We start from the raw sequence: 14,764 nt of genomic DNA, 5'->3' as shown, positions 1-14,764 counted from the left end.
TTGAGAATGTAATGAGCAACAAACGACTTTTATTTATTCCCGTATCATCACCAGAAGGCATTGGTGAATATATGCGCTCGTTGTTGTTGGCTCAAAGTTTAAAGGCAGAACTTACTGATTCTCTCGATATTCACTTCATACTAAACAAGCATACAAGCTACGCAAAAAAGTGTCCTTTTGAAGCCACATTGCTTGAACACTCAGCGACTAAAGAGCTTGATTCTGTTTGCGACTTTATAGAGCAATTTAAACCTGACGTCGTTGTTTTTGATTGTGCAGGACGTGCAGGGCATATGAAAGCGGCTAAAAAAGTAGGCGCTAAAGTTGTATTTATTTCTCAGCATGCAAAAAAACGCGCTAAGGGATTGAAGCTAAACAGGATTAATTTAATTGATACACATTGGGTTGTACAGCCTGATTATTGTATTGAGCCACTTACGTGGGCTGAAAGTGCGAAGTTAGACATGTTTCCCTTGGCACACCCTCGTAATGTAGGCCCTTTTGTTCCATTTGCTTCTTGTGAGCAAAAACGTGATGTTTTAAATCGCTATAACTTAGTATCTGATGGCTATTTTATTGTTAATGCGGGTTCTGGCGGGCATATATTAAATAATCTTAATTGTGCTGAGGTTTACTTTAAAGCCGCGCTTAAAATCACTAAAAATACTGGTTTAAAAGCAGTTGTTGTGTTTGGTGCAAATTATAATAAAGCAATTCCGAAAAGTGATGAGGTTACTTGTTTATCAAGCCTGCAAGGAACCGAATTTTTGGCATTAATGAGCCAAGCTAAAGTCGCATTACTTAGTGGTGGAGATACTTTATTGCAAGCAATTGCAGTTCAAACCCCTGTTGTGGCATGTGCTATCTCAAAAGATCAAAATACACGTTTGGATCATTGCGTTAATGCAGGTGTTGTAATAAAAGCGAATCTTGATATTGATGAAATTGCTACGAAAATAGCTCAAGTTATTACCGAGCCTTTTTATAGTGAATTTATTGGTAAGTATAAGCAACTCGATAGCACACACAGCTTCGACGTGATCACTACCGGCATAAAAAATATGCTTGTAGGAGATCGCTTATGAATATAGTGATTGTAATTGATTCACTAGTAGGTGGTGGTGCTGAAAAAGTAATGCTTACTTTGGCTGAAAAAATGGCGAAACTACAGCACAACGTCACTATATTATCTCTTGCGAGCAACGCTGAGTATGACATTCCTGATATAGTTAAAGTTGATAGCCTTTTTCCTGATAGAGCATCTAAAGTAGATAGATTCTGGCAGCGAAAAAATAGTATTTTGCGATTAGAAGCGTGGTTTGAAAAAAAACAAAGCGAGATTGGCAATATTGACCTAGTACTTTCTAACCTTGATAGAAGTAATAATTTACTTGCACGTAGTAATATCAAAAATGTTCATTTTGTTATTCATAACTCAGTTAATGCAGAACTTGCCCGTCAAAAAAAGTTAGGTCCATTTTCATATTTATACCTTAAAAAAAGTAAGCAAAACTTAAATGGTAAATCACTTATTTGCGTATCAAAGGGTGTTGAAAAAGAAATAACACAAGGGGATTTAATTAACCCAAGTGCAATCGCGACTATTTATAACCCGTTCGATTTTGAAAAAATAAACCAACAAGCAAATGAGAAAAATAACGACATCCCAAATGAGCCTTACTTAATTCATGTAGGAAGGCTCGCCAAACAAAAACGCCACGATATATTATTTGCAGCATTTGCAAAGCTTGATAAAAAATACAAGTTAGTCCTTTTATGTAATAAACCGGCTAAAGCGTTAAAGCTTGCACAGCAATATGGCATAGATAAACAGTTAGTAGTGCCTGGATTTCAACAAAACCCGTACAACTGGATTCAGCATGCCAAAGCTTTAGTTTTGAGCTCTGATTTTGAAGGGCTGCCAACGGTATTAATTGAGGCTTTAGCGGTGGGTACTCCGGTAGTTAGCACTAATTGTACATTTGGACCAAGCGAGATATTAACAGGCGAGCTGAGTAAATATTTAGTACCCGTTCAACAAAGTGAGGCATTAGCCAATGCCGTTAAGCAGGTGCTAGCAGATAAGCCAAATGTAGAAAACGCAGATATTTTAAAACAAGTACAGGCAGAGCAAGTTGCTCTGCAGTATTTAGCCTTGGCTAACTAAGTTAACTTATATTAGGTTAACTGATATTGGCGAGCGCTTTGAAGTAGTTACTGTGCAGAGTTTGCCAGTCACTCGTTTGCCAATTAAATACATCATTTCGACCTTGCTCTTTTAAAAATGAGCGCTCAAGGCGTGCCATATTACTTTGTTGCCACTGTGGGTTAGGCGCTCTTATTTCACCTCTATCAAAGTCGATAATATACACATCACCAATATCATTAAATAAAATGTTATTAATGTTTAAATCGGCGTGATACACACCTTTTGAATGAAATAGCGCGATTGTTTTCGCAATGCGCTCCAACTCATCTTCAGTCAATGGGCGTTCAATTAATATATCGAGTACACTTTTAGCGCCTTTAACAGCCTCGGTAATAATATCACCACGATAAATTAACCCGCTGCGGGTTACTTTAGCTGCAATAGGGGTGGGTACGTTTAAACCAAGCTCTATAAGCTTACTCATTAAGCTAAACTCTTTATACACACGGGTTTGTTCAAGTCCTGGGTATAAATACTGATCGCTTAGCAATTTACCCACTAAACCACCACGCCAATAATGCCTCAGCACGGCTGTTAATTCGTTTTGCTTAAAAAACCACGCAGTTGCTCGACCTTTTTTAGCACCCACAATTTTATTTCGTTGTTGCCAATAATTTGCATCAAACCAATCGAGGGTAATTTGGCTTGTGTATTTAGGGTGGCTTAATAGCGTGTGATTGCCTTGCACGTGTTGTTTAAACATAGCTCTGTGTAATTGCTAAATAATGTGTCTATATTAGCGCGTTTTAAAGCGCAGGATAAGTGCTTGCAATAGCGTGATTATAATTTAAGATCGGCTTTTGTATTTAATACCTAAGGGAATGTGTGACTCAAGCTCCTAATTATTCATCTATTTGTATATTAAGACTCTCAGCCATTGGTGACGTATGTCATGGTGTGAGTGCTGTACAAGCTATTCAAAAAGCACACCCTAATGCAAAAATTACGTGGGTTATTGGCAAAGTAGAAGCCATGCTACTTGCCGACTTACCGGGTGTTGAGCTGGTGGTATTTGATAAAAAACAAGGCAAAGCAGCGCTGAAAAGCTTAAAGCAACACTTCAAAAACCAAAAATTTGATGTGTTACTTAACATGCAAGTTGCATTAAGGGCTGGGTTTGTAGCGCGTTGTATTCCTGCAAAAGTAAAAATAGGGTTCGATTGGGCTCGTTCAAAAGAATTGCACAGCTTATTTATTAATAAACGAATAGACCCACAAGCCCAGGCGCATGTGCTTGAAGGCTTTAAAGGTTTTGCAAAAGCCATTGGTGTAGCTGATTATAAACCGAGTTGGGACATGCCATATACCGAGCAAGACCAAGCGGTTGCAGATGAGTTATTAACATCAGAATACCTAACTAATAAACTATTAGTAATATCGCCCGCAGCTAGTAAAGCGCAGCGTAATTGGCTCGCTGATCGTTATGCCACATTGGCTGATTATGCAAGCGAGCAAGGCTTTAAGGTGGTATTGACGGGTGGCCCAACAGAACTTGAAATTAACCTAGCAAATAGCATTATTGAGCACAGCAACACGCCTATTTTAAATTTAGTAGGCAAAACAAAACTCAAAGAGTTGTTGTGCGTGTTAAAGCGTGGCAGCTTAGTGCTTGCGCCCGACACGGGTCCTGCGCATATGGCAGTAACAGTTGGTACGCCGGTTATTGGTTTATATGCACATTCAAATCCAGCACGCACAGGTCCTTATTTATATCAAGACTACGTGGTAGAGGTTTATCATCAAAACTTGTTTAAGCAAACAGGTAAAACGGCTGAGCAAGTCTCGTGGGGTACACGCGTAAAAGGCGATGATTTAATGAGCCAAATTACAGTTGATGATGTAAAAGCGATGTTTGACCATGTTGTACAAAAAGAGTCTTTGTAATGAATACACAACAAAAAAATAAAGCGCTTTTTTTAGATCGAGATGGCGTGGTAAATGTTGATCATGGTTATGTGTATCAAAGCGATAAATTTGAATTTATTGACGGTGTTTTTAGCACTTGTAAAGCATTTTATGATGCAGGCTATAAAATCATAATCGTCACTAATCAATCTGGAATTGGTCGAGGTTATTACACCGAAGCTGATTTTTTAGCACTGACCGACTGGATGAAAGACCAGTTTAGTGCCCACAGCATTGAAGTTACAGATGTGTATTTTTGCCCGCATCACCCAAAAAAAGCGCACCCTGAATATTTGAAAGAGTGCAGTTGCAGAAAGCCTGCGCCAGGTATGTTATTACAAGGCATACAAGAGCATAACATCGACTCTGCTTGCAGTATTATGGTGGGCGATAAACTCAGTGATATGCAGGCTGCGAAAAAAGCAGGGATCACTACACGCGTTTTAGTGCGTTCAGGTCAAAGCTTTGACGAAAGCGCTAAGCAAGAAGCTGATTTAATTATCGATTCTATAAGTAGTTTACCTGCACTTTTAAACACATAAATAAACAGCCTGTAAACTGGCAGGAATTCCTTCCAACTTAGGGCGTTTGCGACGAACTGCAAACCGTGCATTTTACCCATTAAACTTTTACAATACCCCGCATAATAAACAGCCGCGAAAGTGCGGTTGTTTACCCGTTCAAATATATGGAGAACCTAGATGAGAGCATCTGCTTTTTTTAGCCAGCTACAACAGCAAATTGAAGACGTAAAAACCGAAGGTTTGTATAAAAACGAACGTATTATCAAGTCCCAGCAGCAAGCTCAAATCGAAGTTGCATCAGGTAAAGTAATCAACTTTTGTGCTAATAACTATTTAGGTTTAGCTAATAGTCCAGAGTTAATTGAAGCGGCGCAGAATGGTTTAAATAATCATGGTTTTGGTGTGGCTTCAGTACGTTTTATTTGTGGCACTCAAGATATCCATAAAACACTAGAGCAAAAAATCAGTGCGTTTTTAGAAACAGAGGATACTATTTTATATTCTTCATGTTTTGATGCAAACACAGGTTTGTTTGAAACTATTTTAGGCGCAGAAGACGCTATTATTTCTGATTCATTAAATCATGCATCAATTATTGATGGTGTACGTTTATGTAAAGCTAAACGTTTTCGTTATGCAAATAACGACATGGCTGATCTTGAGAAGCAACTTATTGCAGCAGACGAAGCCGGTGCTAAAACTAAACTAATTGCTACCGATGGCGTGTTTTCTATGGACGGCGTTATTTGTAATTTAGAAGCTGTGTGCGACTTAGCCGATAAATATGATGCGCTTGTAATGGTAGATGACTCTCACGCAGTTGGCTTTGTTGGCGAAAACGGTAAGGGTACACCTGAGTACTGTAATGTATTAGACCGTGTAGATATTATCACCGGTACATTAGGTAAAGCGCTGGGCGGTGCTTCAGGTGGTTATACATCAGGTAAAAAAGAAATTGTTGAATGGTTACGTCAGCGTTCACGCCCGTACTTGTTCTCAAACTCATTAGCGCCTTCAATTGTTACTGCATCAATTAAAGTACTTGAAATGCTTGAAAATGGCGGCGAGCTTCGCGCTAAACTTTGGTCAAATGCTAAATATTTCCGTGAGCAAATGGAAGCTGCTGGTTTTACGTGTGCAGGTAAAGATCATGCAATTATCCCTGTAATGCTAGGAGATGCCAAAGTAGCCTCGTTAATGGCTGATAAATTACTTGCTGAAGGCATTTACGTAACCGGTTTTTCATTCCCTGTAGTACCAAAAGGGCAAGCGCGTATTCGTACACAAATTTCAGCGGCACATAGTATTGAGCAACTCGATACAGCTATCGATGCATTTACCCGTATTGGTAAAGAAATGGGCGTTATTTAATTTTATTTTAAACCGAAGCCTCGCTTCGGTTTTTTAGTTGAGTGTGGATTATGAAAGCATTATCTAAATTAAAAGCAGAACCGGGCATTTGGATGACAGATGCACCAAAGCCAGAAGTAGGTCATAACGACTTACTGATTAAAATTCGCAAAACAGCTATTTGTGGTACCGACGTACATATTTACAAGTGGGACGAATGGGCAAGTAAAACCATTCCAACGCCTATGGTTGTTGGCCATGAATATGTTGGTGAAGTCGTTGATATGGGTCAAGAAGTTCGTGGCTTTCAGGTTGGCGACCGCGTATCTGGCGAAGGGCATATTACGTGTGGTCACTGTCGAAATTGTCGTGCAGGGCGTGTACATTTATGCCGTAATACAACGGGGGTAGGTGTAAACCGTGAAGGTGCGTTTGCCGAATATTTAGTTATTCCTGCGTTTAACGCATTTAAAATTCCAGATAATATTTCTGACGAACTCGCTTCTATTTTTGACCCATTTGGTAACGCAGTTCATACCGCATTATCGTTCGACTTAGTTGGCGAAGATGTACTTATCACTGGTGCAGGCCCAATTGGTATTATGGCAGCAGCTGTTGCAAAACATGTTGGTGCTCGCCACGTTGTAATTACCGACGTAAACGAATACCGCCTAGATTTAGCACGTAAAATGGGGGCTTCACGCGCTGTAAACGTTGCCAATGAAAAGCTTGAAGATGTAATGAAAGAGCTAGGTATGACAGAGGGTTTTGATATTGGCCTTGAAATGTCAGGTGTGCCAAGCGCGTTTAATTCAATGCTTAATAATATGAACCACGGCGGTAAAATTGCCATGCTAGGTATTCCACCATCTGATATGGCAGTTGACTGGAACCAAGTTATTTTTAAAGGTTTAGTGATTAAAGGTATTTACGGTCGCGAAATGTTCGAAACGTGGTACAAAATGGCAAGTTTGATTCAATCTGGCCTAGATTTAAACCCAATCATTACACATCAATATTCTGTGGATGACTTCCAAGCTGGCTTTGATATGATGATTTCAGGTCAGTCAGGTAAAGTAATTTTAAACTGGGATTAGTTCCTCACTAAATTACAAGAAGGGCGGCTTAGGCCGCCTTTTTTATACTATTAATTAAAGAGATTTCAATGGCATTTAAACATATTTCTATAGCGCAAACGTTAGAGCTTTTAGATAAAGAAGACGTGGTAATTGCAGATATTCGCGATCCTAATTCGTATCAAGCCGGTCATATTCCAGGCTCTGAAGCGCTGTCTAACGGTAATATTGCGCAATTTATGATGGAAAAAGAGTTCGATCAGCCAATTATTATCGTGTGTTATCACGGGATGAGCTCTCAAGGTGCCGCTAGCTATTTAGTTGAGCAAGGTTTTGAAGACGTTTACAGTATGGATGGTGGTTTTACTGCTTGGGAAGCGGCTTATAGCGAGAAAGTAGAGCGATGATAGAGCTTGGCAGTTTAAATAACCCGCGCGCCGCACAAGGCTTTATAGATTATTTAAAAAGCCAAGGCCTAGATGCAAAGATACACTCGGCAGATGGCAGTAATGTCATTATTAGCGTGACTGAGGAGGACTTTCATCAAGTTCAGCCGTTATGGGCCGAATTTACACAAAACCCTAACCATGAACGCTATCAACAAGCTTCATGGGATGTAGGTAGCACACAATCGCCGCTTAAATATCAAGGGCAATCACTTAATCTAATGACGCGATTTAAAGCGCTCAGCTGGTTAAATCAAACCGTAAGTATTGTAAGCGTTATAATTTATTTTGCTTTTTTACTAGGTGGTTTTGAGACCATTTACACCATGATGCAGTTTAAACCTACGCAGCCTTTAAGTTGGTTAACGCCCGCCCTCGTACATTTTAGCGCAATGCATATAGTGTTTAATTTAATTTGGTGGATTTCGCTTGGTGACAATATCGAAAAACAATGCGGGAAACTAAGCTTAATAGGCTTGTTTTTAGTGACTGCACTTATTAGTAATTGGGCACAATACCTAATGGTTGGTCCTAACTTTGGCGGTTTGAGTGGCGTAGTATATGGATTACTTGGTTTTTGTTGGATTCATAGCTTTTTAAATCCGAACAAACCTGCCCTAGTTAGTACGGCTATTGTTGGTTTTATGTTGATTTGGTTGGTGCTTGGGTTTGCTGATGTATTGTTTGTAGGTATGGCTAATTGGGCGCACTTAGGTGGGTTAGTTAGCGGTATGGCTTTTGCTTATACCGCCAAAATATTTAACGCAAAACGTTAAATACTAATGATATAAATATTTAGTGAACAAGACTTCACGGATGATCTCTTGTCCTGTTTCTTCTTTTAGCAGGCTTTTTAGTTTTTCGGCGCACTTTGCACGTATTTCTTCACGGCCAGTAAGTGATTTTATTTTTTCTTCTGGTTCTTTAGATAAAATCTCTACTAGGGCATCACGAAGTAATGGCGTGTGGTGTTCAACCACTGCAATATCAGAAGTATCAGTAAGCATTAAATCAATAGTTACACGTACATAGCCCATTTTTTTACTTGATGCGCCAATGTAGTTGGTGATTATATCTGGCTCAAAACCAAAATAACCAACTGTGGATTCAGCACGAGCTGTAAAGCTTATAACGCTTACAAAGAACGTAAAAAGACCTGCGTATACTATTTTTTTCATATTTAAAGCGTTTCTTAAAACTTGTTACAAATAGTTTATACTTAATAGTAGGTAATAAACAGCGCCAAGCAATTATTTATGGTTATAAAACATCACTTTTTCAAAAGCTTTGGCAATGGTATCATCTCGTTGTTTTTTATTTTGTTGAGCTATTGTGATTACTTATCCTCTGTCTATATCTGCTAATTGGCAGTCCACTTCTTATATAAGTGACTTATCTCCTCTAGAGCAAGAGTGGCTTTTTGAACAGAATTCATTAACGGCTAAATTAAAAAGTAACTCAAAAAATTTTAATGTAAAGGTATTAAGTGAGCAGTTATTTACTTTAAGCCCAGAGCAAAACTTACTACTAAACAGCACAGCTAAAACAGCTATTAATCGAGAAGTTCTCTTACTGTGCGATAACAAACCTGTGGTGTACGCACAAAGCTGGCTTCCGAAAAATGATTCTATTAATCCTTTGCACAATATGGGCGAGCGTCCTTTAGGTGATGTGATTTTTCAAGACCCAGCATTAAAACGAACGGATATAGAAATTGCTTATTTTGATGACACGCACCCTATTCAGCAGTTAGTTACAAAATTGAACTTACCCGAGAAAAACTTACTAGGGCGTCGAAGTGTATTCTCACTCAAAGAATATAAGTTTTTAGTGTGTGAAGTGTTTTTACCTGGAGCATATTTATACTCATGAAATTAGCCGCTTTAAAGCCAAAACATATTCCTTATTATATACAGTTAATGCGTATAGATAAGCCCATTGGTACCTTGTTATTACTTTGGCCAACATACTGGGCTTTATGGCTTGCTAATAGTGGGATGCCGAGCTTACTCAACTTTATTATATTCACGCTGGGCGTTGTTGTTATGCGTAGCGCAGGGTGTGTAATTAATGATTTTGCAGATAGAAAAATAGACGGCTCGGTAAAACGCACAGCTCAACGGCCGCTAGCTTCAGGGCAGGTGAGTAGTGGTGAAGCACTTAGTCTATTTTTACTACTCATAGTTATTGCGTTCATTTTAGTATTAATGCTTAGCGTTAATACTATTTTGCTTTCTTTTGGAGCTTTGGCTTTAGCCTTTTGTTACCCCTTTATGAAGCGCTATACACAGTTACCTCAAGTTGTTTTAGGGGCTGCATTTGGTTGGGCTATTCCTATGGCGTATATGGCTTCAATTAATGCACTACCACAGCAGGCATGGTTATTATTTATAGCCAATATTTGCTGGACAGTGGCTTACGACACCATGTATGCGATGGTTGATAGGGACGACGATTTAAAAATAGGGGTAAAATCAACCGCTATTTTATTTGGTAAATACGACCGCCATATTATCTTTTTACTTAATGCTGTATTTATAGCGTTGGTTGCTTTTATTGGTATAAGCAATCATTTAAGTGTCGCGTTTGGCGTTGGTTTAAGTATTGCTGCGGGCCTATTGGCATACCAACAAACGCTTATTCATAAACGTGAAAGAGATGCCTGTTTTAAAGCGTTTTTAAATAATCATTACGTGGGTTTGGCTATTTTTATAGGGTTATTACTTTCATACCCAATAGCATTTTAAAAGCCTCAATAAAGGCTATTAAAATGCTCTATTAGGAGTTATCGGGGCGGATCAATAATGCCGCTAATAGAGGCGTTTTTTCTAAACCAGCCTGCAATAGAATAGCGATCGTCAACGGCGGGAAGTACTTCGTGAGCAAAGCGTTCGCTTTCAAACATTACTAATGTGCCAGCAGTTGGTTTAATTGTTATTTCTATCTCTTTACTTTTAGGTTTATAAATAACAAGTTCGCCACCTTGCTTAGGCGTATTTAAATAAAGTACCGTTGTAAATACTCGATTAGAGCGACCTTTAAATGCATCTAAGTGCTTTTTGTAAAAATCACCCTGTGTATATTTTGCATAATGGCATTCGTAATCAAATAACCCCATAAAAAAACTGCGATTTAACGTGGTCTTTATACTTTGCATTATTGCTTGATAGGTAAGCTGTGCTTGAGAGCTGCCGTCAAACCAATAGGTTTTATCAGTACGTACGGTTTTATCTATTTGTAAGTCATTTAATCGACCAATACCAGCAAGGCTAAAGTGAGGGTTTATACGGTGGCAGTCTGCAACTAAATCGTTAACTAAATCGGCAATAAGCGCGTTATGAATTACGGTATATCCTTGGCGTTCTATATCATCTAAATAGACATCAGGACCAAAAAGTGTGTTCATTCACATCAGCTGTTTAAAAAAGGTGCGACAGTGTAGCCGAAAAGCTGTTAAAAGCTACTGTTTATTGTGCCGCACTTTTTGAAACATCAGATTAGCTAAATGCAGCACCCGCTTTTTTTATAAGCGATAGTAAATGCTCTACATGTTCAGTAATCGACGTCTGTTGGCTTGTTTGTACAACGAGTTGTTCGTGGTTTAAATCTTTATTTGTTTTTAGTTGTACTAATTCAGAATTCTCTGCGATTGCATTAGCATGTTCAATGCTTGCAATAGCAAAATGATCTGATTTAACTACACCTGCCATTACTTGCTCAATACTACCCACTTTAATACTTGATGATTTATTTAAAGAATCAATTGCTTCATTAAGCATAGTTTGTACTTGTTTAGACTCAGAGAAACAGCCAAACATCGGATAGCTATCAAGGTTTTGTTTACTTATATCGTTTTTATGGGCAAGAGGGTGGTTTTTTGAAACAAATAACACAAGCTGATCAGGTAAGTGAATGTCACTGCCAATACTATTAATAGCTTGAGAGTATACGCTAATGTCTATTTCACCTTGTTGGAGTTTGCGTGTTAGCTCTTGCTGATCTTGTAGCTGCATCTCAATTTTTATATGAGGGTATTGAGCTAAAAACTGTCCACAAGAAATAGGGACTATGCTGCTTGCCTTATTGGTATACCCAATAACGAGCTTTTCATTGGCATTACCGTTTACTGATTGAAAAATCCGCTTTTTCGTTAGCTCAAGTTCCGATAGGGTTGTTTTAGCATATTCTAGAAAAAGCTCGCCTTCTGGCGTTAATTTAACAGAGCGTGTTGAGCGTTTTACTAATTCATATCCCATTTCATCTTCAAGTGTTTGAATGCTGCGCGTTAGCGCTGAAGTACTAATTTGGGTTTGTTCAGCAGCTTGTCTAAAATGACGTAATATACCAAGTGCTACAAATTGCTCTAATTGTTCAAATCTCACTTTATAGTCCCTTTTTATAAGTAAGTCGCAGATACCACGGACATCAAATATATTAATTTTTATTCTAAAGTTTAGTAAAATTCTATATTGAAATACGGTTGCAAGTTCATACGTGTTTCCAGCAGGATACCCCCCTTTTAGTATTAATTAAAGAGAAAAGCGACCAAATAGTATTACTTTTTAAATTCATAACTAGTTGTTTATTGTATTTTATCTATGTTTTTGCAATGGGCTAGCTAAGTAAACTTATTTGTAGTCAGTAAGTTAGTTAGTATATTTGGATTAAATTGTTCTAATTAATAAAAAAGTACGCCCCAAAAAGGGGCGTTCATACAACATGATTGTGACAAATAATAGAGTGTTTTATTTATAATACTCTATTTTACAAAATTTCTATTTATTCGGCTGCTTAGTGGTTTATTTTCAATGCTTTGCAGTTCTATCTCGATTGCATCACAGGAAATATGTATTTCAAATAAAGACGTTAATAACGATAAACTTAAGCAAGCTAAGCTAATGCCAAATAAAATAATTCCTGTGGCATTAAACTCAATAAATAATGCAAACATTGATAGTGTACACAGTAGAAAAGAGGCTACCCCGTACACTTGCATCGTTCTAATTAGCTTAATACGTTTACGTAAGTTAGTGATTTGAGCCACTACAACAGGCCGAATAGATTCACCTTCACGTGCATTTAGCTCCCTAATTAATTGCGCTAAAACTAAAAATCGGTTTGTATAGGCGAGTAATAGCAGCGATATGGCCGGAAAAAGTAAGCCTGGGGTTGTTAGTGTCATGTTTATTCCTTAAAAGTACAGCATGCTAATAATCTAGCGCAGGATATTGTTAACACAAAATAAATGAGGTGAATATTGCAAAATATTAATAATAACAATTCAACAGATAGCTCTTTTCAATGGGTTACAATTTATAAAGCTGAAAATACCTTGGAAGCGAATATCGTAAAAGGCTTAATACAAACTGCTGGAATAGAGTGTAAAATTAAAGGCGAGATGCTCCAAGGGGCGCTTGGAGAAATCCCATATGATCAGGCGCAAGTTAGTGTGCAGGTTTATGCGATAAAAGAGCGCCATGCGCGGCAAATATTGGTAAACTATCAACAAGTAAAACAATCCGCTCCAGATTGGGTATGCCCTAATTGTAATGAGCATAATGGATCAACATTTGATTTTTGTTGGTCGTGTGAGACGTTAAAGAATGACTAAAGCAAATAATTTTCAGCGTATTAGAGAGCTTAACTATTTACAAAAGGCCGTCTTAGCAAGTGCTTTAATAGAGCGAATGCTGCCAAATTACGGTTTATTTAGCGAAGCAACGGGGTTTGGTGATGAAACCTTATTACGTAATTCGCTTAATGTTTGTTGGGAAAAAATATTACTGCCTAAAAGTAAAATAGATCTCGAAAAACAAGTTGAAAAAATAGAGCCAAATGTTCCTGAACTTGCTGATTTTGATATGTTTGGTACTTATCCTGCTATTGATGCTGCAACGTCTTTACTTAGCTTAATGCATGGTTTAGTGGCGCAAGATGAGCAAGAGTTCATTAGTGTGAGCAAAATATCTCAAGCAACAGTGGCTCGCTTTATTGAATATCAAATGACGGTTGAAGGTGAGATTGCTGATAATACAGCAGTGAGAGAGCACCCATTAATGCAGTACGAAATTGAAGTATTAGGTGAGCTAATTGATTTTGTAGAAAACATGGGGCGTATTACCTCTGATAGCGTAAAGGCACTAAAAAAGTTTGCCCTTGAAGATGGCCAAACAAATATTGGTCTTACGTTATAAAAGTAGCAAAGTAGAATTTAAAAGGCAGGAGAAGTACAGTGCGAATTTTAGGCATTGAATCGTCATGTGATGAAACGGGTATTGCAATATATGATGACGAAAAAGGCTTGTTAGCTCATCAATTATACAGCCAAGTAAAAGTACACGCTGATTACGGCGGTGTAGTGCCGGAACTTGCATCGCGCGATCATGTTCGTAAAACATTACCACTTATAGATGCAGCTTTTGCACAAGCAGGTTGTGGTCCTGAAGATTTAGACGGTATTGCTTATACTGCAGGCCCAGGTCTAGTTGGTGCATTATTGGTAGGTACGTCTATTGGTCGCTCATTAGCATACGGTTGGGATATACCTGCGGTAGCAGTACATCACATGGAAGGGCATTTACTTGCTCCGATGCTTGAGGAAAATACCCCTGAGTTTCCGTTTATTGCATTGCTTGTATCGGGCGGTCATACCATGATGGTTAAAGTAGCGGGTATTGGACAATACGAAGTACTAGGTGAGTCAGTTGATGATGCCGCAGGCGAGGCCTTTGATAAAACGGCTAAGTTACTTGGTCTTGATTACCCCGGTGGCCCGCGCTTAGCTAAAATGGCTGAACAAGGCGTAGCAAAGCGCTTTGTATTTCCTCGCCCTATGACCGACAAGCCAGGTCTTGATTTTAGTTTTAGTGGTTTAAAAACAGCGGCATCAATCACGATTCGTGAAAATGACGACGACGATCAAACCAAAGCTGATATAGCGCATGCATTTCAAACTGCGGTTATTGATACCCTCGTTATTAAGTGTAAGCGTGCGCTTAAACAAACAGGTATTAAGCGTTTGGTTATCGCCGGTGGTGTGAGTGCAAATACACAGCTTCGACTGCAGCTCGAACGCGTAATGAAAGGTATGAAAGGCGAAGTGTTTTATCCGCGTACTGAATTTTGTACCGACAATGGTGCAATGATTGCTTATGCCGGAATGCAACGTTTAAAAGCAGGGCAATTTGCCACGCTTGATATGAAAACAAAACCTCGTTGGCCTATAGATAGCCTTGAGCCGATTTAATGACTCAT

Annotated in this window: 18 protein-coding genes; 13 read left to right on the top strand and 5 right to left on the bottom strand. The window is 38.6% G+C overall.

All coding sequences use genetic code 11. The annotated features are described in order from the left end of the window. Positions 1–11 precede the first annotated feature (11 nt). The gene (locus I6E69_RS11655) at positions 12–1,085 is read left to right on the top strand and encodes a glycosyltransferase (protein ID WP_197121296.1); all 1,074 of its coding nucleotides are present in this window, start codon (positions 12–14) and stop codon (positions 1,083–1,085) included. Further along, positions 1,082–2,167: a glycosyltransferase gene (locus tag I6E69_RS11650; protein ID WP_149603116.1), complete on the top strand. Its 1,086-nt coding sequence runs from the start codon at positions 1,082–1,084 to the stop codon at positions 2,165–2,167. The genes I6E69_RS11655 and I6E69_RS11650 overlap by 4 nt, the downstream gene beginning before the upstream one ends. Before the next feature lie 16 nt (positions 2,168–2,183). Here I6E69_RS11650 and I6E69_RS11645 read toward each other — a convergent pair whose 3' ends face one another. After that, the gene (locus I6E69_RS11645; protein ID WP_197121295.1) at positions 2,184–2,912 is read right to left on the bottom strand and encodes a 3-deoxy-D-manno-octulosonic acid kinase; all 729 of its coding nucleotides are present in this window, start codon (positions 2,910–2,912) and stop codon (positions 2,184–2,186) included. Between the two features lie 122 nt (positions 2,913–3,034). On the opposite strand from I6E69_RS11645, the gene I6E69_RS11640 reads away from it, so the two are divergent. The 6 genes from I6E69_RS11640 to glpG all read left to right on the top strand — a co-directional run bounded on the left by I6E69_RS11640 (position 3,035) and on the right by glpG (position 8,286). Then, positions 3,035–4,093 (top strand): glycosyltransferase family 9 protein, encoded by a 1,059-nt coding sequence (locus I6E69_RS11640; RefSeq protein ID WP_002961059.1) that lies wholly within the window; start codon positions 3,035–3,037, stop codon positions 4,091–4,093. Continuing rightward, complete coding sequence (gene gmhB / locus I6E69_RS11635; RefSeq protein ID WP_193226230.1) at positions 4,093–4,656, top strand: D-glycero-beta-D-manno-heptose 1,7-bisphosphate 7-phosphatase; 564 nt, start codon at positions 4,093–4,095, stop codon at positions 4,654–4,656. The genes I6E69_RS11640 and gmhB overlap by 1 nt, the downstream gene beginning before the upstream one ends. A gap of 159 nt (positions 4,657–4,815) precedes the next feature. Then, positions 4,816–6,009, top strand: a complete 1,194-nt coding sequence (locus I6E69_RS11630; RefSeq protein ID WP_002961055.1) for a glycine C-acetyltransferase — start codon at positions 4,816–4,818, stop codon at positions 6,007–6,009. Between the two features lie 50 nt (positions 6,010–6,059). Continuing rightward, a complete protein-coding gene (gene tdh / locus I6E69_RS11625; RefSeq protein ID WP_024595694.1) occupies positions 6,060–7,085 on the top strand; it encodes an L-threonine 3-dehydrogenase in 1,026 nt (341 codons plus the stop codon). Positions 7,086–7,153: 68 nt separating this feature from the next. Continuing rightward, positions 7,154–7,471: a thiosulfate sulfurtransferase GlpE gene (glpE, locus tag I6E69_RS11620; RefSeq protein WP_077537084.1), complete on the top strand. Its 318-nt coding sequence runs from the start codon at positions 7,154–7,156 to the stop codon at positions 7,469–7,471. After that, positions 7,468–8,286, top strand: a complete 819-nt coding sequence (gene glpG / locus I6E69_RS11615) for a rhomboid family intramembrane serine protease GlpG (RefSeq protein WP_197121294.1) — start codon at positions 7,468–7,470, stop codon at positions 8,284–8,286. Before glpE ends, glpG begins: the two co-directional genes overlap by 4 nt. 3 nt (positions 8,287–8,289) lie before the next feature. Here glpG and I6E69_RS11610 read toward each other — a convergent pair whose 3' ends face one another. Then, positions 8,290–8,688 (bottom strand): flagellar basal body-associated protein FliL, encoded by a 399-nt coding sequence (locus tag I6E69_RS11610; RefSeq protein WP_002961049.1) that lies wholly within the window; start codon positions 8,686–8,688, stop codon positions 8,290–8,292. A 154-nt stretch (positions 8,689–8,842) separates the two neighbouring features. Here I6E69_RS11610 and I6E69_RS11605 point away from each other — a divergent pair, with 154 nt between their 5' ends. Beyond that, complete coding sequence (locus I6E69_RS11605; RefSeq protein ID WP_197121293.1) at positions 8,843–9,382, top strand: chorismate lyase; 540 nt, start codon at positions 8,843–8,845, stop codon at positions 9,380–9,382. Continuing rightward, complete coding sequence (ubiA, locus tag I6E69_RS11600) at positions 9,379–10,257, top strand: 4-hydroxybenzoate octaprenyltransferase (RefSeq protein ID WP_138489550.1); 879 nt, start codon at positions 9,379–9,381, stop codon at positions 10,255–10,257. The genes I6E69_RS11605 and ubiA overlap by 4 nt, the downstream gene beginning before the upstream one ends. A 38-nt stretch (positions 10,258–10,295) precedes the next feature. Here ubiA and I6E69_RS11595 read toward each other — a convergent pair whose 3' ends face one another. From I6E69_RS11595 to I6E69_RS11585, 3 genes are all read right to left on the bottom strand, one after another. Beyond that, the gene (locus I6E69_RS11595) at positions 10,296–10,916 is read right to left on the bottom strand and encodes a 2OG-Fe(II) oxygenase (protein WP_002961046.1); all 621 of its coding nucleotides are present in this window, start codon (positions 10,914–10,916) and stop codon (positions 10,296–10,298) included. A 91-nt stretch (positions 10,917–11,007) separates the two neighbouring features. After that, on the bottom strand, positions 11,008–11,892 hold the full coding sequence (locus I6E69_RS11590; RefSeq protein WP_138489549.1) for a LysR family transcriptional regulator: 885 nt from the start codon (positions 11,890–11,892) through the stop codon (positions 11,008–11,010). Positions 11,893–12,269: 377 nt separating this feature from the next. Beyond that, a complete protein-coding gene (locus I6E69_RS11585) occupies positions 12,270–12,692 on the bottom strand; it encodes a DUF2721 domain-containing protein (protein WP_002961042.1) in 423 nt (140 codons plus the stop codon). A 75-nt stretch (positions 12,693–12,767) separates the two neighbouring features. Between I6E69_RS11585 and I6E69_RS11580 the strand changes: the two genes are divergently transcribed. Genes I6E69_RS11580 through tsaD form a run of 3 tightly spaced genes read left to right on the top strand, consistent with a single transcriptional unit; the run spans position 12,768 to position 14,756 of the window. Next, a complete protein-coding gene (locus I6E69_RS11580) occupies positions 12,768–13,121 on the top strand; it encodes a DUF2007 domain-containing protein (protein ID WP_002961041.1) in 354 nt (117 codons plus the stop codon). Then, on the top strand, positions 13,114–13,704 hold the full coding sequence (locus tag I6E69_RS11575; protein WP_002961040.1) for a YjaG family protein: 591 nt from the start codon (positions 13,114–13,116) through the stop codon (positions 13,702–13,704). The genes I6E69_RS11580 and I6E69_RS11575 overlap by 8 nt, the downstream gene beginning before the upstream one ends. A 38-nt stretch (positions 13,705–13,742) precedes the next feature. Beyond that, a complete protein-coding gene (gene tsaD, locus I6E69_RS11570) occupies positions 13,743–14,756 on the top strand; it encodes a tRNA (adenosine(37)-N6)-threonylcarbamoyltransferase complex transferase subunit TsaD (protein WP_165744224.1) in 1,014 nt (337 codons plus the stop codon). Positions 14,757–14,764 lie beyond the last annotated feature (8 nt).

The organism is Pseudoalteromonas sp. NZS100, assembly GCF_015864815.1.
GTDB lineage: Bacteria > Pseudomonadota > Gammaproteobacteria > Enterobacterales > Alteromonadaceae > Pseudoalteromonas > Pseudoalteromonas distincta.
This window is presented reverse-complemented; position numbering and strand designations above follow the sequence as displayed.

Excerpts from the sequence above, each read along its gene's own strand:
- glpE (WP_077537084.1), top strand. The coding sequence starts at position 7,154 with ATGGCATTTAAACATATTTCTATAGCGCAAACGTTAGAGCTTTTAGAT.
- I6E69_RS11645 (WP_197121295.1), bottom strand. The coding sequence starts at position 2,912 with ATGTTTAAACAACACGTGCAAGGCAATCACACGCTATTAAGCCACCCT.
- tdh (WP_024595694.1), top strand. The coding sequence starts at position 6,060 with ATGAAAGCATTATCTAAATTAAAAGCAGAACCGGGCATTTGGATGACA.
- ubiA (WP_138489550.1), top strand. The coding sequence starts at position 9,379 with ATGAAATTAGCCGCTTTAAAGCCAAAACATATTCCTTATTATATACAG.
- I6E69_RS11595 (WP_002961046.1), bottom strand. The coding sequence starts at position 10,916 with ATGAACACACTTTTTGGTCCTGATGTCTATTTAGATGATATAGAACGC.
- glpG (WP_197121294.1), top strand. The coding sequence starts at position 7,468 with ATGATAGAGCTTGGCAGTTTAAATAACCCGCGCGCCGCACAAGGCTTT.
- gmhB (WP_193226230.1), top strand. The coding sequence starts at position 4,093 with ATGAATACACAACAAAAAAATAAAGCGCTTTTTTTAGATCGAGATGGC.
- I6E69_RS11655 (WP_197121296.1), top strand. The coding sequence starts at position 12 with ATGAGCAACAAACGACTTTTATTTATTCCCGTATCATCACCAGAAGGC.
- I6E69_RS11630 (WP_002961055.1), top strand. The coding sequence starts at position 4,816 with ATGAGAGCATCTGCTTTTTTTAGCCAGCTACAACAGCAAATTGAAGAC.
- I6E69_RS11610 (WP_002961049.1), bottom strand. The coding sequence starts at position 8,688 with ATGAAAAAAATAGTATACGCAGGTCTTTTTACGTTCTTTGTAAGCGTT.
- I6E69_RS11650 (WP_149603116.1), top strand. The coding sequence starts at position 1,082 with ATGAATATAGTGATTGTAATTGATTCACTAGTAGGTGGTGGTGCTGAA.
- I6E69_RS11585 (WP_002961042.1), bottom strand. The coding sequence starts at position 12,692 with ATGACACTAACAACCCCAGGCTTACTTTTTCCGGCCATATCGCTGCTA.
- I6E69_RS11575 (WP_002961040.1), top strand. The coding sequence starts at position 13,114 with ATGACTAAAGCAAATAATTTTCAGCGTATTAGAGAGCTTAACTATTTA.